Genomic DNA, 24,299 nt, shown 5'->3' on the forward strand with positions numbered 1-24,299 from the left:
CCGAGTCATAGGTTCCGCAAAGGTTTCGGGATCAGTCTTAAGGGGAATCGTCAGAAGGAGCACACGATGGACAACTCGTTCTCGAACCAGGAGCCGGATAACGGCTCACCCGCTGTCGGCCCGACGTCGGGCGGCGGCGCAGGCTCCGTCCCGCCGCGCCCCGCAATGCCCGCGGCCGAAGCCGCGGCGCAGCGGCCCGCCGCGCCCACGGATTCTCAGCACACCGAGGTGGTGCCGCCGACGCCGCCCATCGGACAGCAGCCGACACAGCCGCTGCCGCCGTACGGCCCGCCGGCACAGCCCGGCAGCTCATTCGGCACTGCGGTCGGTGAGAAGAAAGAGCAGGGCCCGTCGCGCAAGCGGGGCACCGCGGTTGCGGGCCTCCTCGTCGCCGCGGCGCTGATCGGTGGAGCGGCCGGCCTCGGCGGGTCCTATGCGGGGAACGCGATCTGGGGCGGCGAGCCGTCGAGCACGGCCTCATCCGAGGGTCCATCGACGATCACGGTGAACAACCCCGGCTCCGTCAACGAGGCGACCGCCGTGGCGACCGAGGCGATGCCCAGCACTGTGACGATCACCGTCGCGAACGGGCAGGAATCGGGCAACGGTACGGGTGTGGTGCTCAGCGAGGACGGCTACGTTCTGACCAACACGCACGTGGTGACCCTCGGCGGATCGGCTTCGGACGGCACCATCCGGGTCACCGGATCTGACGGCACGATCTACGATGCCGAGATCGTCGGGACCGACCCCGTGTACGACCTGGCGGTGATCAAGCTCAAGGACGCCTCCGACCTCACCCCGATCGAGTTCGCCGATTCCGACAAGCTCAACGTGGGGGACACCACTGTCGCGATCGGTGCACCGCTCGGCCTGCCGAACACGGTCACGACCGGCATCGTGAGCGCGCTCGACCGCAGCATCCAGATCCAGTCCTCTGCGGCCCCGGACTCGCCCGACACGCAGGAGGACGAGGGCGAACAGGAGGAGTCGCCCTGGTTCTTCGATCTGCCGGGCCAGGAAGAGGATCAGCAGAGCACACAGCAGCAGTCGATCTCGCTCAGCGTCATCCAGACCGACGCATCGATCAACCCTGGCAACTCCGGCGGTCCGCTCGTGAACAGCGAGGGCCAGCTGATCGGCATCAACGTGGCGATCGCGACAGCGAACGGCAGCTCGGAGAGCGAATCCGGATCGGTCGGCATCGGATTCTCGATCCCGTCGAACGTGGCCGAGCGGGTGTCGCAGGAGATCATCGACGGCGGTGAGGCGACGCACGGCCTGTTGGGCGCGAGCGTCACGACGGCATCGGCCTACGAGGAGGCGACCGTCGAAGGTGCCGCGATCGTCGAGCTTCCTGACGGTGCGGCGAAGGACGCCGGCCTGCAGGAAGGCGACATCGTCACCGAGTTCAACGGCAAGCAGATTCGCAGTTCGACCGACCTGACGGCGCAGGTGCGCGCGGCGTCCGGAGGCAGCGAGGCGACTCTCACCTACGTGCGCGACGGCGAGAGCCACACGGTCGACCTGACCCTCGGCACGCTCTGACTGAGATCGGCCTGAGGCGCCGCCCCGCGAGATCCGGATAGGCTCGCGGGGTGGCGTCCTTCTCGTTCCGCGCCGGAAACGCGGCCAAGCTGCTCCGCGCACCGCTGTACGCGCTCGGCCGGCTCGTCACGCTTCTCGTGCCCAGGGGCGAGCGCTGGGTGTTCGGATGCGGCGCCGGCATCGGCGACGGACCGCTCGAGGTATGGCGCGTCGCGCAGGAGGACGGCGTCGCCGCGGTCTGGCTCGTCACCGACGATGCTGAGGCGCGGGAAGTCGCAGCCATCGGCATCCCCACGATCCGCCGCGATTCGTGGCGAGGCTTCTGGGCAACCGTCCGCGCACGAGTCGTCGTGGTCGCGTTCGGGCTCGGCGACGTGAACCCCTACGGCGCGTCTGGCGCGTTCGTCGTGCAGCTGTGGCACGGCATCCCGCTCAAACGCATCGGCATGGACTCATCGGAGACCACGCGAAGCCCCGTCCCGTTCGCGCGGAGCCTGGTCAGTGCGCTGCTGGCGTTCGCCTACGCACGCTCCGCACGGCGCATCGACCTGATGCCCGCATCGCACCACCTCATCCGGGGGCGTCTCGAGTCCGCCTTCGAACTCCCGCACGGCCGTGTCCTGGTCACGGGGGAGCCGCGCGTCGACCCGCTCAGCACGGGTGACGCACATGCGAGACGGGCACGGGCGCGGCGCGACATCGCTGACGCCGCGGGGGAGATCCCGGATGGCGCGCCACTCGTGCTCTACGCCCCGACCTGGCGCGACGGCGCGGCCGACCCCGCAGTGCCGTCGGCGCAGGAGTGGGCGCTCATCCGTGGCGTGCTCGAGCGCCACGGTGCGATTCTGCTCGTCCGCTCGCATCGGCTGGGCGCAGGCAGCTACGAGCCGCCGTTCGAGACCCCGCTCATCCGCGACCTCGGCGCGGAGCGTCTGCGCGACATCACTCCGGCGCTCGCCGGGTGCGACGCGCTGATCACGGACTACTCGTCGCTCGCGTTCGACGCGGCGCTGGTGCCGCTTCCCGTCGTGTACTTCGCTCCGGATGCCGAGGAGTACGCGGCAACGCGCGGGTTGTACGGACGCTACGAGGCCGTGGCAGGAGATGACTACGCGCGCGACTGGTCCGCGGCAGCCGAGCGCCTCGACCGTGTACTGGGCGATTCACGTGAGCGAGACGCGCTCGTGGCGCGGTCGGAGGCGCTGAGTGAGCGCGTGCACGCGTATTGTGACGGAGGGAACGCACGGCGCGTCTACGACGCGGTGCGCGCCCGCGTCGATCAGGACGAACACGGGCGACGCAGCGCGGCGCGAATAGAGGGGACGAGCCACGGATGACGAAGGCGCGGTTCGACATCGGCGGAGCATCGCTCATCGTCTCCGGCTCCGGCGCACCGCCTGAGCGTGCGTGCCTCGAGGGGGCGCGTGCGCGCATCGTCGGCGAGATCACCGTCGGTGAGGGGACGTGGAGCGTGCGCTTCCGCCTCCTCGTCTCGCGCTGGGGAGGTCCAGCGCTTCCGGCGCCCAGCGGCGCATACCGGATGTCGCTGACCACAGAAGGCGGCGCCGAGCTCGGCGCCGACGCTTCCATCGGCAGAGAGATGTTCGAGCTGTTCCACGCGCAGCTGGCCGCCGGCGAGCTGCTGGTCTGGCCGCCCATCGACCCGGCGTACGAATCGGGCGAGGGCAGCCGCGCGCTCGAGCTGCGCTACATGGGCGGGAACACAGGCGCACACCGGCTCGAGAACGCCGTGTTCTTCGAGAGCTTCTACGGCCGTGTCGCGGGGTGCAACCCGCTGGCGATCGACCGCGAGATCGCGCGCGTCGCCCCGCACGTGACGCGCTACTGGAGCGTCGTCGACCGCTCTGTGCAGGTGCCGGACGGCGCGATCGCGGTGGTCGACGGCAGTCCAGAGTGGTGGCGGGCGCGGGCCGAGGCACGACTGCTGGTCGTGAACGATTGGCTGCGGCGACCGTTCGTGCGCCGTGACGGCCAGCGCGTGCTGCAGACCTGGCACGGCACGCCGCTGAAGCGACTCGCTCTGCATCGCAGAGGGTTCCAGCCCAGACGGTGGGCCGCGGTCGTGCGCGAGTCGCTGCGCTGGAATGTGCTTCTCGCGCAGAACGGCTATGCGTTCCGGGTGCTGCGGAAGGCATATGCGTACCTCGGCGGGCGGCCTCTGCTCGACAGGCAGCTGTGGGTCGAGGGGTATCCGCGCAACGACGTGCTCACCACCGGCGACGGTGCAGCGGTGCGCGCGCGGCTCGGCATCGCTCCGGACGAGGAAGTGCTGCTGTACGCCCCGACCTGGCGCGACGATCGCGAGGAGATGGTGGACTTCGTCGATCCGGAGCGCCTCGCCGCCGAACGGGGTGCCGTCGTCCTCGTGAGGGGCCACACGCGCACGCTGCTGCCAGGTCACGACGTGACGGCGCCTCGCGTGATCGACGTGACCGCCTATTCCGACACCGCAGAGCTGATGCTCGCAGCCGACGCGCTGATCACCGACTACTCCTCGGTGATGTTCGACTTCTCAGTCACAGGCAAGCCGATGCACTTCCTCGTGCCCGATCTCGAGCACTACCGAGGGGCGCTGCGCGGGTTCTACTTCGACCTGCTCGCCCGAGCTCCCGGCCCTGTCGTCCGCTCCTACGACGAACTGCTCACGGCGCTCGACCACGACCGTGCGGAGTATGCCGAGAGATACGCGACGTGGCAGGCCGCGTTCAACCGCCTCGACGACGGGCACGCGTCAGAGCGCGTTGTGGCGCGACTGATCGATGCAGGGATGATCACGCCGTAGGCGACCGATTGCGAGAGGCTCTACGGCAGGGGAGTGTTGCGGCCGGACAACCTCGAAGTGTCGACGTTGTCGCGCGCACCCGTGACAGCGCCGCGCAGGAAGCCGAACCCCCACGACAGGTGCATCGTCGGCAGCACAGCGGCGCTCCACAGCTTGTCCCGCCATCCGGAGCCGCCGCCGCGCCCCACCGCAACCGCGAGGATCAGCAGCACGTATGCTGCCAGCGGCACATAGACGACGGAGGCGAGCACCGACCACATCCCGGCCAGCACCCCCGTAAGCTGAAGCGCGCCGATGACGAGCGCGAACAACGCGACGACGACGAGCGCAGGCGGCGCGAAGAAACGCAATGAGTTGCGGCTGCCGTACCGTCGCACGAGTTCACCGCGCCAGGTGCCTGTCGAGAAGAACTGGCGCACCAGTCTCGCCCAGCTCTCGCGCGGCCAGTAGGTGACCGACAGGTCCGGGTCGAACCAGACTCGGTACCCTGCGGTGCGGAAGCGCAGATTCAGCTCCCAGTCCTCTCCGCGCCGGATCGACTCGTCGAACAGTCCGATCTCTTCGAGAGGCTCACGGCGCATCACACCGAGATAGGCGGATTCCGCCTCACCGTCGTCACCACCGGAATGGTACGCCCCGCCGCCGAGCCCGATGCGTGAGTTGTATGCGCGGGCGACAGCGCGCTGGAAGGGCGTGCGGCCGGAGGCATGCATCACACCGCCCACGTTCGCCGCGCCGGTGCGGTCGAGAGTGTCGAGCGCGCGCGCCGTATAGCCGGCGGCGAGCTCCGAGTGCGCGTCCACACGTACGATCGTGGGGTAGCGACTGGCGCGGATCGCGGCATTGAGGCCGACGGGGATGTCGGCGGCCGGGTTGTCGACGAGCCGCACGCGAGCGTCGTCCGCCGCGATCCTTCCCGCGAGTTCCGTCGTGCCGTCGGCGGAAGGGCCGAGGGCGAGCACGAGCTCGATGGGGCCAGGCACATCCTGCGCGAGCACCGTCTCGACCGCGCGTGCGAGATACTCGCGCTCGTTGAGAACGGGCATGACGAACGACACGCCGGCACTCGCGGGAACCCTGGGAGCGCTGCGATGAGGCTTCGGCGCGATGCCCTCACCACGATCGTTACCCATTCGACGATCATCCCATGCCTTCCCGGTGTTCTTCCCGACTTAGCCTGGAACGCGTGTCTGTTGTGAGTGATGTCCGCAAAGCCGTTGCGCTGGTGCAGAAAGCGGCGCGAATGCGGCTCATGTACCGAAGCGTCGTCCGCGATCTGAAAGCCAGGGGGCCGCTGGAACGAAACAGGTTCACCGTCGCGGTCTACTTCGCCGACAGCGAAGTGAACATGTATCAGATGCGCCAGTGGTACGCGCCGCTGAAGGAGATCGCACGGGAGTGGCCGGTCGTGGTGATCGCGCGCAATCCCGGCGGTGCGCGGGCGCTGATCGACGACGGCGAGCTGCCCGTGACCTTCCAACCCGAGGTGCGCGGCATCGAGAAGTTCCTGGAGCACGAGGACATCCGCATCGTCCTCTACGTGAACCAGAACGCGCGCAACTTCCAGATGTTCCGGTACGGCCGTCGCTGGCACGTGTACATCAATCACGGCGAGTCGGACAAGATGTACATGACCACGAATCAGTTCAAGGCGTACGACTACGCGCTGGTCGCGGGTGCGGCGGCCCGCGAGCGGCTGTCGCGAACGCTGTGGGCCTACGATCTCGACGAGCGCACGATCGAGATCGGCCGCCCGCAGGCGGACCACTACACGGGGGAACCGCCCTACGAATCGGACGGACGCACCGTCATCCTGTACGCGCCGACGTGGGAGGGCGACCGGCCGGCCGCGCACTACGGCTCGATCCTCAGCCACGGGGAGAAGCTCGTGAGCGCTCTGCTCGCCGACGACCGGTTCCGGCTGGTGTATCGGCCCCACCCGCGCAGCGGTGTGCTCGATCGGGCATTCGGCGACGCCAACCGCCGCATCATCCGTGCCATCGCCGAGGCGAACAAGAACGACGCGACGGCACAGCATGTGTTCGACGACGGGCCATCGCTCGGCTGGCAGCTCGCGGGTGCCGATGTCGCCGTGACGGACATCTCGGCGATGGTGTACGACAGGCTCGCCGTCGGCAAGCCGCTCCTGATCACCAGGCCGGAGGACGAGCGGGCGAGCATCGACGAGGGCGGATACCTCGGTGCGTGCGAATGGCTCACTGCAGAAGACGCCGCAGACATCGTCTCGCACATCGACCGGGTGCAGAACGACCCTGAGACGTTCCACCGCCTCGAGGCCTGGTCGCAGCGCTACTTCGGCGATACCAGCAGCGGGGCGCCGACTCGCCGCTTCCATGAGGCGATCGCACGTCTCATGCGCGAGTGGGAAGAGTGGAGCGCTCGCACCTGAGGGGCGGACGGCAGTCCGCAGTCACAGGACGAATCGCCACAGGAACTCCTCGTCGGTTCCTGGTCGATACCAGGCGAGCGTCACGATGGCGCTGGAGAGATCGGCACGGCACAGGCACACCTGAACGGCGTCACCCGGCCGCAGCGCCCCGAATCCGTCAGTGCGGGCGCGGCCGTGCCGGTCGCCGATGAAGCAGCGCACGGTGTCGAGCACATCAGCCGAGACGTTCGTCACGACGGGGTGCCGGGTGTCGCTGCGATCGACCTTCCACGGCACCGCGTACACGCCGCAGGGCGGCTCTCCTGGAGAGGCGGATGTCGTCATGCCCCGACGCTATGAACGACCTGCGACGCTCAGGCAGGGAAACAGCGCTGAGGCATCCGGATGTGGATAACTCGTCGTGCTGAGTCGCCTGGTGAGGAGACGACGCGCCCCGCCGGCGATGCCTGAGCATCACCGGCGGGGCGCCGAGTCTGGTGAGGGTTACACGAACTCGTTCGCGCGTTCGAGGTCTTCTGCGAAGTCGACCTCGACGGCGTAGAGATCCGAGATGTCCATCGGCAGCACACGAACGCCCTCGTCGGCGATCGCGAGCTCCATGCCGCCCTCGAAGTACTCCTGGTCGTCGACGCGCTGCAGACCGCGGATCAGTGCCTTCTTGTCGGAGCGCGAGATGTAGTTGATGCCGACGGCCTCACCGATGCCGCCGACGACCTGCTTCGACAACTCATCGATGTGGCCCGTGCGGGACACCGTGTACTTGACCTCTTCGTCGCTGACCTTCGCCGTGTTCACCGCGACGAACGACTGGTCAGCCTCGACGTGCGCGATCGCACGGCCGAGGACGCGCGGATCGAAGACGACATCGCCGTTCATCCACAGCACGCCGTTGCGGCCCGTGGCCTGAAGGGCGCGCAGAAGGCTCTTCGACGTGTTGGTCTGGTCGTAGCGCTCGTTGTAGACGTAGTCGGCCTGAGGAAAGCGCTCGACGATCTCCTCGGCGCGGTACCCGACGACCGCCGTCACATGCGCGTCGTCGCCGAACGCTGCGCGGATGTTGTCGTGCTGCTGCTGCATGATCGAGCGGCCGTCGTTCAGAGTCGTGAGCGACTTCGGCAGGGCGCGACCAAGCCGCGTGCCCATGCCGGCGGCGAGAATGACGATCTGAGTGCTCATGGTTCTCAAGCTTTCGTGTGTTTGCACGGTGCGCGTCGGAGCGTGTTCACTGCACGTTCCAGCACCGTTCACCGTACGGTGTGCAACCCAGGGTAGCGGTGAACGCTGGACAACGGCAGGACATTCGTCGGTTTGGCGGATTTCCCTGACCGATCGGCTACATTCTGATGACGACTCTGCGGTCTTACGGCGACGCCTGGGTGAAGTGACCGAGTCGGATGGGTACTGTTTTCTAGTGACCTCCGAATCCCGCGACGAATCTCTCGCAACAGCTCCGTCGAACGCACGCTTGTCCGACGAACAGGCGGGTGCGCGCAGCGGTCGGGAAGTCGGTGCCTCAGAGCTGTCGGTCGATACGCGTGAGAATCCGGTCGTGGCCGCTCCGATGCCACCGCTGCCGGAGACGGATGCGGCCGAGGCCGCGGCGCGACCGGTCGGCGGTTCACCTGCGGAACCCGATGCGGATCCCGAGTCCGCTCCGCAGGCGCCGGAGGAGGCGGAGCCTGTGCCTTCCGCGCTGCGGCTGACCCAGGTGACGAAGACGTACGGCGGGACCGATGCCGTCACCGAAATCGATCTCACAGTGCCGAGCGGCGCGTTCTACGGACTCGTCGGCCCGAACGGTGCGGGTAAGACCACACTGCTGTCGATGATCGCCGGGCTGCTGAGCCCGACGGCTGGCACCCTCGAGGTGTGCGGCGTCGACCTGCGCAAGCATCCGCGCGACGCCAAACGACTGATGGGCGTGCTTCCGGATCGTCTGCGCACCTTCGACCGTCTCACCGGGCGGCAGCTTCTCTACTACGTCGGCGTGCTGCGCGGTCTGAAGCCGGGCGTCATCGCCGATCGCACGAACGACCTCGCCAGAGTGCTCGAGCTGACCGACGCGCTCGGCCGCGTCGTCTCCGATTACTCGGCCGGTATGACGAAGAAGGTCATGCTCGCTGCGGCGATGATCCATTCGCCGCGACTGCTGGTCCTCGACGAGCCATTCGAAGCTGTCGATCCGGTCTCGTCCGAGACGATCCTCGGCATCCTCAGCGAGTACGTGCGAGGGGGAGGCACCGTGGTGCTGTCGAGCCACGGCATGGACCTCGTCGAGCAGGTGTGCAGTCGGCTGGCAGTGATCGTGTCGGGTCAGGTGCTCGCCGAGGGAACAGTCGAAGAAGTGAAGGGCAGCGCGACGCTCACTGAGCGCTTCGTCGAGCTCTCCGGCGCTACCGGTGATGTGGGGGGCCTCGAGTGGTTGCACGCGTCCTCCAACTGAGGCTCGCGCTGTTCCTCGGCACACTCCGGGGTTCGGCATGGCATGTCATCCGTCAGGTCGCCGGCCTGGTCGTCATCGGCGCTCTCGTCATGTCGGCATGCGTCGGCGCGCTGAGTCTCGACGACGACCACCTCGATGTCGCTTCCGCGGTCCTGACGCTCGTCGGTGCGGCGCTGCTCATCGGCTTCGCCGTCGGACCGTTCCTCGCCGGGGCGACCGATCAGCTCGATCCGCGACGATTCTCCGTGCTCGGCGCCGAACCGACGCCGCTGGCGGGGACGCTCCTGCTCGGCTCGCTCATCAGTGTGCCGTCCGTCGCGCTGCTCGCGATCGACGTCTCCACGGCCGTCGTCTGGGTCAGGCTGGGTGTGCCGGCGCTGGTCGCCGTCGTGTCTGCGCTTCTGCACGTCGTCACGTGCGTGGTCCTCGCCCGCATCGCCATGGGCCTCGCATCGACTCTGATGCGCGGCCGCCGCACCAGGGAGCTGTCGAGCCTGTTCGTGCTCGGCGTCATCGTGGTGGTCTTCCCCGTCGCCGTATTCCTCTCCTCGTTGGAATGGGACGGTCGGGTGCCGGAGCAGATCCGGCTCGTGGTCGAGATCCTGGCGCTGACACCGTTCGGTGCGGCAGCGGGCGCGCCGGGAGCGATCGCGATGGGCAGCGGCTTCGTCAGCTGGTGGGCGAGCATCGTCGGCGTGCTCGCCGCCGGGCTGGTCGTCTGGTTCTGGTTCTGGTTCGTCCGTCACCTGCTCTCAACCGTTGAGAACCCCGTCGAGGTCCGTCAGCGAGGCGGGCTCGGCTGGTTCGCCCTCACCCCTGGCGTGGCCGCGGGCGCGATCGCCGCGCGCAGCATCATCTACTGGTTCAGCGACATGCGCTACATGGCGAACCTCGTGATCATCCCGATCGCAGGTCTGCTTCCGATTGTGCCGCTGCTCATCGCCGGCGTGCCCGCCGAGATCACCGCGCTCGTGCCCGTGCCGATCATGGCCCTGTTCTTCGGCTGGGTCGCGCACAACGACACGGCGTACGACTCCTCTGCTGTGTGGCTGCACATCGTCACAGGTGTCAGCGGGATCTCCGACCGGCTGGGGCGCACCGTGCCCGTGCTGCTGACCGCGGTTCCCGTTCTCGCCGTCACGATTCCCGTCTCCGTCGCGCTCTACGGGCGCTGGGCGCTCCTGCCCGGCATGGTCGGCGTCGCGGCGTCGCTGTTCCTGTGCGGCCTCGGCCTGTCGTGCATCTCATCGGCCGTCGCGCCCTACGCGGTGCCGACACCCGGAGACGGCCCGTTCCAGCAGCCTCAGCGCAGCGGTTCGGTCGGCGTGTGGTCTCAGGCGCTCGTGATGGGCATCGCGCTGGTGGCGAGCGGTCCGACGCTGTGGTTCATGTGGCTGGCGCTCACCGACGACATCGCGAACGCGATGACCGCGCAGTGGGTCGGTGTCGGTACCGGGCTGTCGATGCTCGCGCTCGGAGTCGTGGCAGGCGGTCTGCTGTTCCAGCACCGCGAATCGCGCATCATGGAATTCGCGGGCACGACCTGACCGGCCCGATCCTACCCTCCGTTCCGACCCGAATTCGGGTCTCGCTGCGATCAGCCTCCCCAGTCATCCGGATCCGGAATAGAATGACCGTATGAGTACGCCGCTTGATGCACCCGACCAGGGCGGAACCGCGCTCCTCGACCGAGAACTCGAGGAGCTGCTCGAAGAAGAGCTGCAGGAACCAGGTGATCACGAGCGCTTCTCGCACTACGTCAAGAAGGACAAGATCCTCGAGTCGGCCATCACGGGCAAGCCCGTGCGTGCGCTGTGCGGCAAGAAGTGGACGCCGGGGCGCGATCCCGAGAAGTTCCCCGTGTGCCCGGAGTGCAAGAAGATCTACGAACAGCTGAACAACAAGTAGTGCACCTGCGCGCCGCGTCGTTGCGGCGCGCAGGTGCGTCGGCAGGCGGCGACGTCCGGTCTCAGTTCTCGACGTAGGTCGTGGGGACGGCGGGGTCGGACTTGCTCAGAGCGAGCCCTCTGACAGGGAGCTCCTCGCGCGCGGCGAAGTGGTGGGCGCGGGCGGCGGCGACGCCGGCCGGCCCCTCGTGAGCGGTGTCGATGTCTCCGGATGCGACGAAGGCCGTCTGCAGATGCCGTGCGCCCGATTCCGGCAGGGCGGGAACATCATCGAACCCGTCGCCGACGTGGACGAGTTCCTCCACAGCTGCACCGTTCTCGATGCGACGCGCCGCCGCCTTCTGCCCGCCCTGCGATCCCTTGCCGCTGGCGGTCTTGGCGACCGACACCCATTCACCGTTCCGCCCCTCGCGCGCGACCAGCTTGTACACCAGGCCGGCCGTCGGGTACCCGGATCCGGTCACCACCGATGTGCCGACGCCGTACGCGTCGACGGGAGAAGCACCGAGTGCGGCGATCGCGAACTCGTCGAGGTCGCTCGTCACGGTGATGCGCGTCGCGCTCGCACCCAGAGAATCGAGGAGGTCGCGGACCTCGCCGGCGACGATGGGCAGGTCGCCTGAGTCGATGCGCACCCCGCCGAGGGAGCCGCCGCGCTCGGAGGCCAGGCGCACCGCGGTGCGCACACCCCGTTCGATGTCGTAGGTGTCGACGAGCAGTGCGGTGCCGGTGCCGAGCGCGTCGAGCTGTGCGCGGAACGCGTCCTCTTCGCTGTCGTGCAGCAGAGTCCAGGCGTGGGCGGCCGTGCCCATCGTCGGCACGCCCCACGTGCGCCCGGCTTCGAGGTTGCTCGTCGCGCCGAAGCCGACGATATATGCGGCGCGGCTGGCGGCGACGGCGGAGTGCTCGGCGGAGCGGCGTGCACCCATCTCCGCGAGCGGACGCCCGTTCGCGGCGATCGACATCCTGGCGGCCGCTGTGGCGATGGCCGAATCGTGGTTCAGGATGCTCAGCGCGATCGTCTCGAGGATCACGGCATCGGCGAAGGTGCCGGTGACGGTCAGGATCGGGGAACCGGGGAAGTACAGCTCGCCCTCGCGGTAGCCGGAGATGGAGCCCGTGAAGCGGTACTTCTCGAGATACGCGAGTGCCTCGGGGCCGAGGATGTTCTCATCGCGCAGGAAGCGCAGCTCGTCCTCGCCGAAGCGGAAGTCGCGCAGCTGGCCGAGCAGGCGACCGGTTCCCGCGACGACGCCGAACCGGCGCCCGCCGGAGAGTCGGCGCGCGAACACCTCGAACACGCACTTCCGGTGGGCCGTGCCGTCGCGGAGGGCCGCGTCCAGCATGGTCAGTTCGTAGCGGTCCGTCAGGAAGGCTGTCGATGCGCTCACCCGCACGACTTTACCGCTGTCCGTCCGCATGTTCCCGCGAGCGCCTACGAAGTCTGCGAGTGCCTACGCTGCAAAGTAGGCACTCGCAGAGAACGTAGGCGCTCGTGGGGGTCCGGCGGGATGAGTCGGACCGCGTAGGCTGGATGGCGTGAATGACGCGCCGATCGGGATCTTCGACTCCGGGGTGGGCGGGCTCACCGTCGCCAGGGCGGTCGGCGATCAGCTGCCGCGCGAGTCGATCCTCTACATCGGCGACACGGTGCACTCGCCCTACGGGCCGAAGCCGATCGCCGACGTGCGCCGCTACTCGCTCGAGGTGCTCGACACGCTCGTCGAGCAGGGTGTGAAGATGCTCGTGATCGCGTGCAACACCGCGTCGGCCGCGGTGCTGCGCGACGCCCGCGAACGATACGACGTGCCCGTGATCGAGGTGATCGGCCCCGCGGTGCGCACGGCGATCGCGACCACGCGACGCGGCCGGATCGGCGTGATCGGCACCGAGGGCACGATCGGTTCGGGCGCCTATCAGGACATGCTCGCGGTCGCGCCGGGCGTCGACGTCTTCACCGCCGCGTGCCCGCGCTTCGTCGATTTCGTCGAGGCAGGCATCACTGACAGCGCCGAGCTGCTGGCAGCGGGCGAGGAGTACCTGGCACCGCTGCGCGACGCGGGAGTCGACACGCTCGTGCTCGGCTGCACGCACTATCCCTTCCTCAAGGGCGCGATCAGCTACGTGATGGGGCCGGACGTGTCACTCGTCTCGAGCGACAGCGAGACCGCCAAGGACGTCTACCGCGAGCTGGTCGGCCGAGAACTGCTGGCCAGCCCGGATGCCGCGCCGACGCTCGCGTACGAGGCCACAGGGGCCGACACGACCGCGTTCACGACGCTCGCGAACCGACTCCTGGGGCGCGAGGTGCGCGACGTGCGCCTCGTGCGCACCGGAGCGATCGACCTTCCCGCACACTGAACCACCCATCCGGATCATCCGGGCACACGTGCTCGCGGCATCCGGTGCGACTCAAGGAGACGAGATGACCGACATCACCCGCGCGGACGGCCGCGCCCTCGACGAACTGCGCCCCGTCGCGATCGAACGCGGCTGGAGCTCGCAGGCCGAGGGGTCCGCACTGATCTCGTTCGGCGACACGAAGGTGCTCTGCACGGCGTCGTTCACATCCGGCGTGCCGCGCTGGCTGACGGGCAAGGGCACAGGATGGGTGACCGCCGAGTACGCCATGCTGCCGCGCGCGACGAACGACCGCTCCACGCGCGAGAGCGTGAAGGGGAAGCTCGGCGGCCGCACGCACGAGATCTCGCGCCTGATCGGCCGCGCGCTGCGCGCCGTCGTCGACACCAAGGCTCTCGGTGAGAACACGATCGTGCTCGACTGCGACGTGCTGCAGGCAGACGGAGGCACCCGCACCGCCTCGATCACCGGCGCCTACGTGGCGCTCGTCGATGCGATCGAGTGGGGCAGGGAGAAGGGCTTCGTGGCGAAGAACGCGAAGCCGCTCGCCGACAGCATCAGCGCGATCTCCGTCGGCATCATCGACGGCGAGCCGATGCTCGACCTGCCGTACGTGGAGGACTCGCGCGCCGAGACCGACATGAACATCGTGATGACGGGTGCGGGGAAGTTCGTCGAGGTTCAGGGCACAGCGGAGGGGGCGCCGTTCGACAAGGCAGAGCTCGACCGCCTGCTCGACCTCGGCGCGAAGGGCTGCGCCGACCTGACGCGCCTGCAGAACGAGGCACTCGGCCGATGACGCAGCTCGTCCTCGCCACGCACAACCCGCACAAAGTGGCGGAGTTCCAGCAGATCGTGCGGAGAGTGCGCCCGGATCTCGAGGTCGTCGGCTACGACGGCCCGGAGCCGGTGGAGGACGGCGTCACCTTCGCGCAGAACGCGCTGCTCAAGGCGCGGGCGGCTGCGGCGCACACGGGGCTGACAGCGCTCGCCGACGATTCGGGCATCTGCGTCGATGTGCTGGGCGGCTCGCCCGGTGTCTTCTCGGCATACTGGGCCGGGCACAAGAAGGACGACGCCGCGAACCTCGATCTGCTGCTCGATCAGATCAGCGATGTCGCCGACCCGCACCGCGGCGCTCACTACACGTCCGTCATCGCGGTCGTGACGTCGGATGGCGATGAGCGCACGGTCGAGGGCATCTGGCCGGGCCGGGTGGCGACCGAACCCCGAGGCGACGGCGGTTTCGGCTACGACCCGATCTTCGTGCCCGACGACGACACACGCTCGGCGGCCGAGCTGACCGCCGAGGAGAAGAACGCCGTCTCGCACCGCGCCCGCGCCTTCGAACACCTCCAGCCCATCCTCGCCGCCCTCTGACGCCCCGCGCAGGCTGCCGAGATGCGCACATCTCGTCGAGATGCGCCGTTTTCGACGTGGTTTCGTCGAAAACGTGCGCATCTCGCGGGCTGGGGCGTGGCGCTATGGCACGAGGAAGACCGCGTCGAGCACGCCAGGGTTGTGGGCGTGCACGAGGGCGGCGAACACGACGGCGTCGAACAGCAGATGCACTGTGACGATGTAGCCGAGTGAGCGGGTGCGCAGGAAGATGATGCCCTGCAGCAGTGCGAACGGGATGGTGAACGCCGGCGCCCATTCGCGGTAGCCGAGCTCCCACAGGAACGACACGAACACGATCGCCTGCAGCACGTTGGCTGCCCAGTCCGGCATGTGCCGGCGCAGCAGCACGAACGTGATGCAGATGAAGAACAGTTCGTCCCAGATGCCGACGGCACCGACGCCGACGAAGAGCCGCGCGATGAGGTCGGCCGAGTCGACGACGGGCCAGTTCTGATAGGCGCCGCTGGTGATGAAGTAGAACGGCAGGATCAACCAGCCGAGCACGAGAACCGCCACGAGCCACACCCACTGCGCCGGACGCCAACGGCCGCCGGCACGCCAGGGGAACCGGATGGCCCGGTCGTGGTACACGAAACGGGACACGAGGTACGGCAGCACGACGGCGCCGCCGAGCGCCAGAGTGAACCGCACCATGGCAATGTCGTGGAGCTCGGCCGCCAGCGGCACAGCGCTGACGATCATCAGCCCGAGCGCGATGAGCGACAGGTCGCGCAGCAGGCTCGGAGCCCCGCCCCGCCGGAACGATGCGACGCCCGTGCGACGATCGACGATCCAAGCCAGCACGAGCGCGACGGCGGCGAGGATCCAGCCCAGCCAGGCGATCTCGAAGACGAACAGGGCAGGAGCGGCGAGGCAGAGGATCAGCGCCGGCCCTGCCGCGGCGACTGGTGCGGGCGGGGCGGTCGCGCGGTCCGATGGATGCGCATCGGTGTTCTCGGTCACGACAGGACGCTCCTTCCGTTGGCCTTGTCTGGACGAACCGGCCATTCGGAACGACGCAACCCGGCTGCAGCGCCGTCCACCCGATTGCGACATGTGTCGGAGGGAGCCCATGCGAGTCCTCTGACAGTCGAGGGCTGGTTGTCGCTTCAGCCTACTGGTGTCGGAGTTCCTGCTGCACTTGCATCACTCGGATGAACACCTATCGGGTGCTGCGCACGCGTTGGATACGCAGGCTGTTGTAGACGACGAGCACGGAGGACAGGGACATGGCGGCGGCGGCGATGAGGGGATTGAGGAGTCCGGCTGCGGCGATGGGGATGGCGGCGATGTTGTAGCCGAAGGCCCAGCCGAGGTTGGTGCGGATGGTGCGGAGGGTCTTGCGGGAGATCGTGATCGCGTCGGGGATGACGTGGAGGTCGTCGCGGACGAGGATGATGTCAGCGGCTTTGAGGGCGATGTTTGTGCCGGTCACGAGGGCGAGCCCGAGGTCCGCGGTGGCGAGGGCGACGGCGTCATTGATCCCGTCGCCGACCATCGCGATCTTTTCCCCTGCGACTTGGAGTTCGTGGACGACGTCGGCCTTCTGAGCGGGAGCGACGCCTGCATGGACGCGCTCGATACCGAGTTCGGAAGCGACCCGAGCACCGGCAGTGGGGCTGTCACCGGTGAGGAGTACTGTGGTGAGGTTCTGGGCGTGCAGCGCTTTGATGGCGTCCGCGGCTCCGGGCTTGATGGTGTCGGCGAGGGCGAGCAGTCCGATCAGCGTCCCGTCGCGGGCGACGAGAGCGATGGTGTGGCCATGGTCGTGGGCGTCTGCGAGCGCGGAAGCGGCCGGGGTGAGGTCGATGCCGTGCTCGCGGAGGAGATCAGCATTTCCGACGAGAATCGTGGTGCCTTCGATGCGGGCTGTGGCGCCGAGACCAGGGAGGGCGGTGAAGTCCTCCAGCGGGTGGAGGTCGGTGACGTGGGCGCGGGCGGCGTCTTGGATGGCGCGCGCGATGGCGTGCTCGGACCCCTGTTCGATAGAGGCGGCTAAGCGCCAGAGCTCGTGTTCGAGGATTCCGAATGGAGTGGCGGTTTCGACGGTCATGCGCCCGGTGGTGAGGGTTCCGGTCTTGTCGAGGACGACGGTGGTGATCGTTCCCGAGGCTTCGAGGGCGTCATGGCCTTTGATGAGGATGCCGAGGGTCGCTGCCCGCCCGATGCCGACCATGAGCGCGGTCGGCGTGGCCAGTCCCAGGGCGCAGGGGCATGCAATGATGAGGACGCTGATCCCGATGCCGAACGCCTGCGCGAACGGAGCGCCGGTAAGGGTCCAGACTGTGGTGACGATGATCGCGAGGGTGATGACGGCGGGGACGAACCAAGCGACGATCTGGTCGACGAGGTTCTGCACCCGTGCCTTGCGGGCCTGTGCCTGTTCGGTGAGAGAGGCCATCTGGGCGAGCTGTGTGTTGGCTCCTACCGAAGTGGTGGCCACTTCCAGGCGCCCGTCGGTGCTGATGGTCCCGCCTGTCACCGGGTCGCCGGGGGCGACGGGAACGGGGACGGGCTCGCCGGTCATCATGCTGGCATCGACGGCGGCGGTGCCAGCGCGGACGGTGCCGTCAGCGGGCATCGTCTCCCCAGGGAGGACGACGAAGACGTCCCCAGTACGGAGTGCGGTTGCGGGTTCGAGCGCCTCGATGCCGTCGCGGACGACCCGCACATGGGTGGCGGCGAGGGCGTTGAGCGCGCCGAGCACATCTCCGGCCTTGCGTCGGGAACGGGTTTCGAAGTACCGGCCGGCGAGTTGGAAAGTCGTCATTCCGGCGGCGACATCAAGGTAGATGGAGTCCGCGCCGGCCGGGGTGGCCCCGAAGCCGAGCCAGTAACCGGCAGTCTGGGAAGTTCCGAACTCGAAGAGGAGGGTGACGACGGCCCATCCGAAGGACGCAGCGATGCCGAGGGAGACGAGGGTGTCCATGCTGACCGCACCGTGACGGAGATTGCGGAGCGTGGCACGGTGGAAGGGCCAAGCGGCCCAGGTCACGATTGGCAGCGCCAGGAGAATGCACACCCATTCCCAACCGGGGAATCGCCATCCAGGGACGAGGGCGAGGACGATGGTGATGTCCATGAGCGGGACGGTGAGCAGTGCGGAGACGGCGAGGCGACGCCGCAGGGAGGATATCCGCACCTCGGTGGCGCGCGTCGACCAGGCGTCGTCGCTGCCATCGCGCAGGTGCGCACCGTAACCGGCGTTCTCGACCTGACGGATCGCCGTGGCCACCTCGCCGTCGGGAAGGCCTCCGACGATGGCGCGTTCGGTGGCGTAGTTGACGCTCGCGGTCACGCCGTCGAGCTTGTTCAGGGCGCGCTCGACACGGCCCGCACACGCGGCGCAGGTCATCCCGGAGACATCGAGCTCGAGTGGCGCGGACGACAGGTCTGGGGCCGCCGTATCGGTATCTGTCATGGTCGTGGGCTTTCCTGAACCCCAGGCCCGGGCCGGAGTCCCGGGCGCGCTGCGTCGCGGTCGGTGAGCCTTTGGAGCATCTGGTTGTATGCGTCGAACTCTTCATCTCGGCCGGCGTCGAGGTGACGGTCTTTGCGGCGTGCTTCGCGGGTGTCCTGGCGGCTCCATTGGATGGCGAGGGCGACGATGACGATCATCAGCGGGACCTCCCCACCTGCCCACGCCACCCCACCGCCCAGGTACTGCTGGGCTTGCAGGTCGGCCCATGGCAGGTCGAGATAGCGGTAGAAATCTTCGGCGATGATCGCGGGGCTAGTCATCAGGATCACCCCGAAGAACGCGTGGAACGGCATCGCGGCCAGCACGTACCCGAGTTTCCCGATGTGCGGCAAGGGGCGTGGGGGCCGGTCGACGCCGATGATGAGGCTGTAGTAGAGGTAGCCGACGATGAGGAAGTGCACGTTCATGAGCTGGTGCGCCCAGTGGAACCGCATGTAGTCGCCGAAGATGCCCGTCAGATACAGGCCGTAGTAGGAGCCGACGAACACGACGAACACGATCAACGGGTTGTAGACGACGCGTAGCACTGGCCAGTGCAGCGCCCACGTGACCCAGTCGTGCGGCCCGGCAGGCTTACCCCGGTCGGGACGTGCTGCACGAAGCAGGAGGGTGATCACGCCGCCGAGGACGAGGAGCCCGGGGGCGAGCATGTTCAGCGACATGTGCACGATCATGTGCACTCCGAAATCCGGGGCGGAGTACTTCCCGAACCCGGAACTGGTCGCCACCACGACCACGACCCACCCGGCCAGCCACGCCGCCGTCCGTCCGGCAGGCCACCGGTCACCGCGCCGGCGCAGGGCGCGCACCGCGACCAGGTAGACGATGATCGCCGCTGCGGCGATCCCGAAAAGAAGGAGGTTGGGGCGCCATTGACCGAACAGCACGCCGAGGGTGGGGGCGTCGGGGACCTCGAAGCCCATGAACACCTGCTCGATACTGGTCGGCACGAAGTACTGCGGCGGAGGCTGCCGCGTCATCGCGACGCCCGCACCGACCCACCCCGCCGTGGCCACGGTACCCACCGTGAGAAAACCCGTGACGCTTCCCGCACGCAATCGTGCCCGCCTGCCCAACCACCACCCGGAGGCCAGTGCTCCGGTGGCCACGAGAAGGCAGGTGCCGCCGATCATGATAAGCCACCCGGTCAGCGACGCGACGATGGGGGAACCGGCGAGCTTGAACAGCCCGATCACGATGTCGGTGACGATGATCACCGGCAGCGCCACAGCCCCGACCAGGAACAGGCGCCGCAGCGTCTCCGGCGCGACGAACCTCCCGGAGGCCACGCGCAGACCGGAGACGGCGAGGGCACCGAAGAACGTATGCACGGCAACGGTCTGGAAGACCGCCGCGTCCCCGCCGAAGTCGTGATCGGGACCGACGAGGACTTGCCCGGTCACCACCGGGGCGAGCACCCCGATCGCCGAGACCCACAGTGGGATGAGCAGCCCCGTCCACGTATCGGCGAAGAACGACGCGAACAGTACGATCATCGCCGCGACGAGACTGATCGTCCATGCCTTCGGTGCATCGCTGGCCTCCCATAGGAATGGGAGTGCGTATCCGATGCCCAGCCGATCCAACGGTGCCCCGTTCGCATCCAGCGCCTCGAACACCACCAGCGCACCCGCGCATGCCGCCCATGTCCCAGAGGCGATCCGCAGGACCCGGATCTCAAAACCTTGCGGCAGGTATCGAGCACGCCGAGCGGGTGAGTCCCGGAGGAACAGCAGGTGCACCATCGCGCCGACACCGACCAGGCTCGCCATCTGACTGCAGGCGAGCAGGACCGTGGTGGTCACGGCGACGTCAGCGCCCGGGTAACTGACGAATATCTGCAGGTACGGCGCTTCGTCCAACAGCACCGCTGCTGTCACGGGGAAGGCGATGGCGAGGACGACGAAGCCGAGGATCAGGAATGCGATGACGCCGCGTCGCGGACGGCGGACACGCTTATTCGCCGTTCCGGTCGGCCCCGCATCGGTGGTAACCGGCTCAGTCATCCTGCAGCGCTGGCCAGGATCTCACCGTGTAGCCGGCGTCCTCGACCGCATGTTCCACCGCAGCGCGATCCATCGGACCAACGGCGGTGATCAGGACACGTCCGGAAGCCGCGTCGACCCGGGCGTCGGTCACGTCAGCAAGGGCGGTCAGCTCCGTGGTGACGGCACGTGCGCAATGCGAGCAGGTCATCCCGTTCACCCAGACCTCGAGCTCGACCATCATGCGCTCCTCCCACCACTGACACTCAACTAACTCTACATTACGTGGTAGAGGGGGGTGGTGACTGAGGCTACACGCGCGCGGCCGCGAGGATGCGGCGTCGCCGCGTGGATGGCCAGCGCCGGAGGGTGAGCCGGTCGGCGCGCAGATCGAGCCCAGGGTCCCGCGTGGTGCGCCCCATTGCGGCGAGAGCGTTGGCGAGATGGACCGCGCCGGCTTGCTTCGCGGCAGTGTCGTCGGCGATCAGCTCGACCAGCAGAAGGGTGGCGCGTTTCAGGGCGCGACCCGCCCAGAATGCGCGTGGCAGGCAAAGGGCATTGAGCTCCGCGATCCGCACCGCCCACCCGTGTCGTTGTCGAAGGTGAGCATGCTCGTGAGCGATGACGGCCGCCAGCTGCGACGGGCTGAGGAGGTCACGGAGTCCGGTGGACACCAGGATCTCCGGGGAGCGGGTCGGCACAGCACAGGCGATCGGCTGCTCAGAGCGGAACCATACCAGTGCGTAGCGACCGTGGTCGTCGCGGGCGATCGCGACTGGCGCGAACCGGTCCACTGCTTCTCGCCAGGACTGCGTGAGGGGCTCGGCGGAGGCGGAGACGAACGCGATGAGCGCCCCGACGACACCGAGGCTTCCCCACCCGGCCGCTGTCAGCGCGAAACTCTCCGCGGCGCTGGATGCGGTTCCGGAACTGACGCTGGAGACGAGAGCTGCGAGCACGGAGGCGGCCGCGAATCCGGCGCCCGTGAAGAACGCGGAGAACCAGAGCGTCAGCGCGGTCCGCGGGTGCCGCACCTGCCAACGTCCGGCGGTGAGCACCATCGGGGACAGCACCAGGATTGCTGCTGCAGTGCCGAGGAAGATCAGCGCGAGGACCACTTGAGTCACCTGCGCTTGCGTTTGCGGGGACCGTCGATAGCGCTGCGGAGAAGATCGATGTCTTCAGAAGCGAGGTTTCCCGCGAAGCGGAGAAGAGCAGCCTGCCGGTCACCCGCACCGTCGAGAGCGGACATCATCGATCTGCCGACGTGCTCGTCCCCGGAGCGGGCGGCATGGAACCGCACCTTGCGGGGCGAGTCCCCCGACCGGACCACCTCACCCTTCTTCTGCAGGCGCTCCAGCGCCGTCATCAGCGTGGTGTACGCGGGGAGATGGCCGGTGAACACCGCTTGGATGTCCCGGGCGCTCATCGGCTCGGACGCACCCCAGAGGATACGCATCACCTCACCTTCGAGCTCGCCGCGCTCACGAGTCCTTTCACCAGCCATCTCGACCTCCACTCACAACTCTACCCATACAGTTGAGCTTGGGGTTGACGCCGGTGCCCGGACACTGACCAGGCGGGATCCGCGTGTTCGTGGGCCTGTCGGGGAGGATGTCCGTGATGGGCACGAGCAAGAAGAGGAAGTCGTACACGCCGGAGTATCGGCGCGAGGCGGCGCATCTGGTGATCGATACGGATCGGACGATCGCCGCGGTCGCCCGGGAGATCGGTGTCGGGGAGCAGTTGCTGGGCCGGTGGGTGCAGCAGGAGCGCGCCCGCGGTGGCGGACCCGAGGCGTCGCTGGACGTGGACGAGCGTGCCGAGCTGGAACGGCTGCGTCGCGAGAACCAGGATCTGAGGATGGACAACGAGTTCTTGGGAAAAGCGGCGGCCTTCTTCGCCTCGAAGCAGAACCCGAGGAGCGGTTCGCGGTGATCGAGGCGGAGAAGGCCGATCTGGACAGCGCGATGACGGTCGCACGGATGTGCCGGCTGCTGGGGGTGGATCGCCGCCGGTTCTACGAGTGGCGGGCTCGGACCGTTGCCGGGCCGACTCCCCGACAGCGGCGGGTAGCGGAGCTGGTCGCGCAGATCCGTGCGTCCCATACCGCGTCGGATGGGACCTACGGGGCACCAAGAATCCATGCTGACCTGCGGTATGCCGGAGTGGCCGTGTCACGCAAGACAGTCGCGAAACTCATGCGGGCTGAAGGGATCACTGGGATCAGTCCACGGACCTGGCATCCTCCGACCTCGGTGCAGGGAGCGGATCCGTTCCCCGTCCCCGATCTCGTCGAGCGACAGTTCGATCAGGGAGATCGGGACCGCGCGTGGTTCTCCGACATCACGTATCTGCACACAGGTGAGGGGTGGGCGTACCTGTGCGCCGTCCGGGACGGGAACACTCGCCGGGTGCTCGGGCGCACCGTGGGCGACAGTTTGCATGCCGACCTCGTCGAGGACGCACTGCGCCAGGCCGTCGCGCTGCGCGGCGATCTGCCCCGCAAGGTGATCTTCCACGCCGATCGGGGCACCCAGGCCGTGTTCAATCGGTCGTCGCAACAGTTGCTTCTTCGAGTCAGTGTAGTTGTTCGGCGAATGCCTCGGCGGGAGTGCGCCAGCCGAGGATCTCTCGAGGCCTGTCGTTGATCGCAGTCGCGATCGCGTTGATCTCTCGCTCGCTCCAACGGGACAGGTCGGTGCCCTTGGGAAAGTACTGACGAAGCAGCCCGTTGAGATGCTCATTGCTCCCGCGCTGCCACGGGCTCTTCGCATCGGCGAAGTAGACCGGCAAACCGATCTCTTTCGTGAGCAGCTCGTGCGCAGAGAGTTCTTTGCCCCGGTCCCAGGTCAACGAGCGCCGTAGCGACTCCGGCAACGCGAGGAATGCCGACGCCAACGTGTTCTTCATCGTGATCGCCCCGTAGCCGGCCAGCGCCGGACCGTTCTTCCGGGGCGGGATCACCCCGTATCCCGCCTGTCGGGGAAGGTGGATCAACACCGCGTATCTCGTCGTCCGCTCGATAAGTGTCGCGACCGCTGAGCGCTTCAGCCCGATGACGAGATCACCTTCCCAATGACCCGCGATCTTTCGGTCCGTCGCTTCTGCCGGACGCCGGGAGAGCACGGTCTCGTCGGTCACGTGCGCCCATGCCTGCTGACGAGCGCGGGCTCTGGGAACGCGTTTCGTGCGACCGCGCCGCAGATGCCAGGTTTGTCGTCTCTCCAGCCCTCCGCGTGAGGGGACGTAGAGCGCTTGATAGATCGCCTCGTGTGAGATCCGCATCGACACATCGTCCGGGAAGTCGATCGGCAATCGCTTCGAGATCTGCCTCGGACTCCAGCCGCTCACCCATTCGCGGTCACCGCGATGGGGCTTGTTCTTCCCATCCCAGGCCGGTCCGTCCGGTCCGATCTGCGTGCCGTCATCATCGACGACCCTGCCGCTCAGCTTGTCGTTGACATAGCGGCGTAGCTCGGGGGCGAGCGCGAGCTTTGCTGGCTTAGGCCGACGAGCGCGGCGCTCGGCATGCCATTGCGCGGTGGATGCCTTGTAATCCAGGCGATAAGTGCGTGTCGAGGCGTTCCGGTGCAACTCACGAGACACGGTCGATGCGTCGCGCCCCAATCGTCGCGCGACCTCACGAACGCCCGCGCCCTGAGCGCGCCAGAGGGCGATGTCCTCACGCTCGCGAAGCGAGAGATACCGCCCGGATACCTCGGATGGGAATTGAGGATTCACACCGCCAGCATTCCGGAACCAGCGATACGCGACCGGCTCAGACACGCCCGCAGCGGCACCCGCGTCTCTTGTCTTCTTTCCCTCGGCGATCGCTGCCCAGAACCGGACACGGTCCTCTCGCCACGCGACGGTCGGCCTCCCCGGGGAAACGATCTGCCCGCGATACGCGCGCACCCACTTCTGCTTGTTGCTGTAGCCCATCGAACACCTCTCGCT

The 24,299-nt window shown here is 67.8% G+C and carries 23 protein-coding genes; 12 read left to right on the forward strand and 11 right to left on the reverse strand.

The features are described 5' to 3' along the window. The first annotated feature begins 66 nt into the window (after positions 1-66). From CIK77_RS04810 to CIK77_RS04820, 3 genes are read left to right on the forward strand one after another with little or no spacing between them, the layout of a single operon-like run. Positions 67-1,548, forward strand: coding sequence for a S1C family serine protease (locus tag CIK77_RS04810; RefSeq protein ID WP_087053588.1), 1,482 nt, complete (start codon positions 67-69; stop codon positions 1,546-1,548). A gap of 50 nt (positions 1,549-1,598) precedes the next feature. Next, positions 1,599-2,885 (forward strand): CDP-glycerol glycerophosphotransferase family protein, encoded by a 1,287-nt coding sequence (locus CIK77_RS04815; protein ID WP_087053587.1) that lies wholly within the window; start codon positions 1,599-1,601, stop codon positions 2,883-2,885. After that, complete coding sequence (locus CIK77_RS04820) at positions 2,882-4,351, forward strand: CDP-glycerol glycerophosphotransferase family protein (protein ID WP_087053586.1); 1,470 nt, start codon at positions 2,882-2,884, stop codon at positions 4,349-4,351. The genes CIK77_RS04815 and CIK77_RS04820 overlap by 4 nt, the downstream gene beginning before the upstream one ends. A gap of 20 nt (positions 4,352-4,371) precedes the next feature. Here the strand turns inward: CIK77_RS04820 and CIK77_RS04825 are convergent, their stop codons facing one another. Beyond that, complete coding sequence (locus tag CIK77_RS04825; RefSeq protein WP_249268451.1) at positions 4,372-5,397, reverse strand: glycosyltransferase family 2 protein; 1,026 nt, start codon at positions 5,395-5,397, stop codon at positions 4,372-4,374. Positions 5,398-5,537: 140 nt separating this feature from the next. Between CIK77_RS04825 and CIK77_RS04830 the strand changes: the two genes are divergently transcribed. After that, a complete protein-coding gene (locus tag CIK77_RS04830) occupies positions 5,538-6,761 on the forward strand; it encodes a CDP-glycerol glycerophosphotransferase family protein (protein WP_249268449.1) in 1,224 nt (407 codons plus the stop codon). A 21-nt stretch (positions 6,762-6,782) separates the two neighbouring features. On the opposite strand, the gene CIK77_RS04835 is transcribed toward CIK77_RS04830, so the two are convergent. Together CIK77_RS04835 and CIK77_RS04840 are read right to left on the reverse strand one after the other, a co-directional pair. After that, positions 6,783-7,085 carry a hypothetical protein gene (locus CIK77_RS04835; protein ID WP_140403475.1) on the reverse strand — a complete coding sequence of 101 codons (303 nt, stop codon included), beginning with the start codon at positions 7,083-7,085 and terminating at the stop codon, positions 6,783-6,785. 159 nt (positions 7,086-7,244) lie between these two features. Then, positions 7,245-7,937, reverse strand: a complete 693-nt coding sequence (locus CIK77_RS04840) for a phosphocholine cytidylyltransferase family protein (RefSeq protein ID WP_087053583.1) — start codon at positions 7,935-7,937, stop codon at positions 7,245-7,247. Positions 7,938-8,172: 235 nt separating this feature from the next. On the opposite strand from CIK77_RS04840, the gene CIK77_RS04845 reads away from it, so the two are divergent. The 3 genes from CIK77_RS04845 (at position 8,173) to CIK77_RS04855 (ending at position 11,112) form a co-directional block, all read left to right on the forward strand. After that, positions 8,173-9,204 carry an ABC transporter ATP-binding protein gene (locus CIK77_RS04845; RefSeq protein WP_249268448.1) on the forward strand — a complete coding sequence of 344 codons (1,032 nt, stop codon included), beginning with the start codon at positions 8,173-8,175 and terminating at the stop codon, positions 9,202-9,204. After that, positions 9,180-10,751 carry a hypothetical protein gene (locus CIK77_RS04850; protein ID WP_087053581.1) on the forward strand — a complete coding sequence of 524 codons (1,572 nt, stop codon included), beginning with the start codon at positions 9,180-9,182 and terminating at the stop codon, positions 10,749-10,751. The genes CIK77_RS04845 and CIK77_RS04850 overlap by 25 nt, the downstream gene beginning before the upstream one ends. A gap of 91 nt (positions 10,752-10,842) precedes the next feature. Then, positions 10,843-11,112, forward strand: a complete 270-nt coding sequence (locus CIK77_RS04855; RefSeq protein ID WP_087053580.1) for a DUF3039 domain-containing protein — start codon at positions 10,843-10,845, stop codon at positions 11,110-11,112. A gap of 61 nt (positions 11,113-11,173) precedes the next feature. Here the strand turns inward: CIK77_RS04855 and CIK77_RS04860 are convergent, their stop codons facing one another. Then, positions 11,174-12,502, reverse strand: coding sequence for a nicotinate phosphoribosyltransferase (locus CIK77_RS04860; protein WP_087053579.1), 1,329 nt, complete (start codon positions 12,500-12,502; stop codon positions 11,174-11,176). Positions 12,503-12,650: 148 nt separating this feature from the next. On the opposite strand from CIK77_RS04860, the gene murI reads away from it, so the two are divergent. From murI to rdgB, 3 genes are all read left to right on the forward strand, one after another. After that, on the forward strand, positions 12,651-13,472 hold the full coding sequence (murI, locus tag CIK77_RS04865; protein WP_087053578.1) for a glutamate racemase: 822 nt from the start codon (positions 12,651-12,653) through the stop codon (positions 13,470-13,472). Positions 13,473-13,536: 64 nt separating this feature from the next. Beyond that, the gene (gene rph / locus CIK77_RS04870) at positions 13,537-14,271 is read left to right on the forward strand and encodes a ribonuclease PH (RefSeq protein WP_087053577.1); all 735 of its coding nucleotides are present in this window, start codon (positions 13,537-13,539) and stop codon (positions 14,269-14,271) included. Next, positions 14,268-14,852: an RdgB/HAM1 family non-canonical purine NTP pyrophosphatase gene (rdgB, locus tag CIK77_RS04875; RefSeq protein WP_087053576.1), complete on the forward strand. Its 585-nt coding sequence runs from the start codon at positions 14,268-14,270 to the stop codon at positions 14,850-14,852. Before rph ends, rdgB begins: the two co-directional genes overlap by 4 nt. Before the next feature lie 102 nt (positions 14,853-14,954). Here rdgB and CIK77_RS04880 read toward each other — a convergent pair whose 3' ends face one another. From CIK77_RS04880 to CIK77_RS04905, 6 genes are all read right to left on the reverse strand, one after another. Further along, positions 14,955-15,836: a CPBP family intramembrane glutamic endopeptidase gene (locus tag CIK77_RS04880; protein ID WP_442923124.1), complete on the reverse strand. Its 882-nt coding sequence runs from the start codon at positions 15,834-15,836 to the stop codon at positions 14,955-14,957. A gap of 199 nt (positions 15,837-16,035) precedes the next feature. Continuing rightward, positions 16,036-18,294, reverse strand: coding sequence for a heavy metal translocating P-type ATPase (locus CIK77_RS04885; RefSeq protein WP_087053575.1), 2,259 nt, complete (start codon positions 18,292-18,294; stop codon positions 16,036-16,038). Beyond that, positions 18,291-20,360, reverse strand: a complete 2,070-nt coding sequence (locus CIK77_RS04890) for a cytochrome c oxidase assembly protein (protein WP_087053574.1) — start codon at positions 20,358-20,360, stop codon at positions 18,291-18,293. Before CIK77_RS04890 ends, CIK77_RS04885 begins: the two co-directional genes overlap by 4 nt. Beyond that, positions 20,353-20,580, reverse strand: a complete 228-nt coding sequence (locus CIK77_RS04895) for a heavy-metal-associated domain-containing protein (protein ID WP_087053595.1) — start codon at positions 20,578-20,580, stop codon at positions 20,353-20,355. The genes CIK77_RS04890 and CIK77_RS04895 overlap by 8 nt, the downstream gene beginning before the upstream one ends. Positions 20,581-20,650: 70 nt before the next feature. Then, positions 20,651-21,466, reverse strand: a complete 816-nt coding sequence (locus CIK77_RS04900) for a M56 family metallopeptidase (RefSeq protein WP_249268447.1) — start codon at positions 21,464-21,466, stop codon at positions 20,651-20,653. After that, entirely contained in the window at positions 21,463-21,846 is a 384-nt protein-coding gene (locus CIK77_RS04905) for a BlaI/MecI/CopY family transcriptional regulator (RefSeq protein WP_087053573.1), read from the reverse strand. The genes CIK77_RS04900 and CIK77_RS04905 overlap by 4 nt, the downstream gene beginning before the upstream one ends. A 116-nt stretch (positions 21,847-21,962) precedes the next feature. Between CIK77_RS04905 and CIK77_RS18070 the strand changes: the two genes are divergently transcribed. After that, the gene (locus tag CIK77_RS18070) at positions 21,963-22,277 is read left to right on the forward strand and encodes a transposase (protein ID WP_087053572.1); all 315 of its coding nucleotides are present in this window, start codon (positions 21,963-21,965) and stop codon (positions 22,275-22,277) included. Next, a complete protein-coding gene (locus CIK77_RS18300; RefSeq protein ID WP_087053571.1) occupies positions 22,274-22,990 on the forward strand; it encodes an IS3 family transposase in 717 nt (238 codons plus the stop codon). Before CIK77_RS18070 ends, CIK77_RS18300 begins: the two co-directional genes overlap by 4 nt. Here CIK77_RS18300 and CIK77_RS04920 read toward each other — a convergent pair. Then, positions 22,920-24,284 carry an IS30 family transposase gene (locus tag CIK77_RS04920; protein WP_087053570.1) on the reverse strand — a complete coding sequence of 455 codons (1,365 nt, stop codon included), beginning with the start codon at positions 24,282-24,284 and terminating at the stop codon, positions 22,920-22,922. The two genes, CIK77_RS18300 and CIK77_RS04920, sit on opposite strands and share 71 nt — an antisense overlap. Positions 24,285-24,299: the final 15 nt, after the last annotated feature.

It is taken from the genome of Microbacterium sp. JB110, assembly GCF_003335195.1.
Taxonomy (GTDB): domain Bacteria; phylum Actinomycetota; class Actinomycetes; order Actinomycetales; family Microbacteriaceae; genus Microbacterium.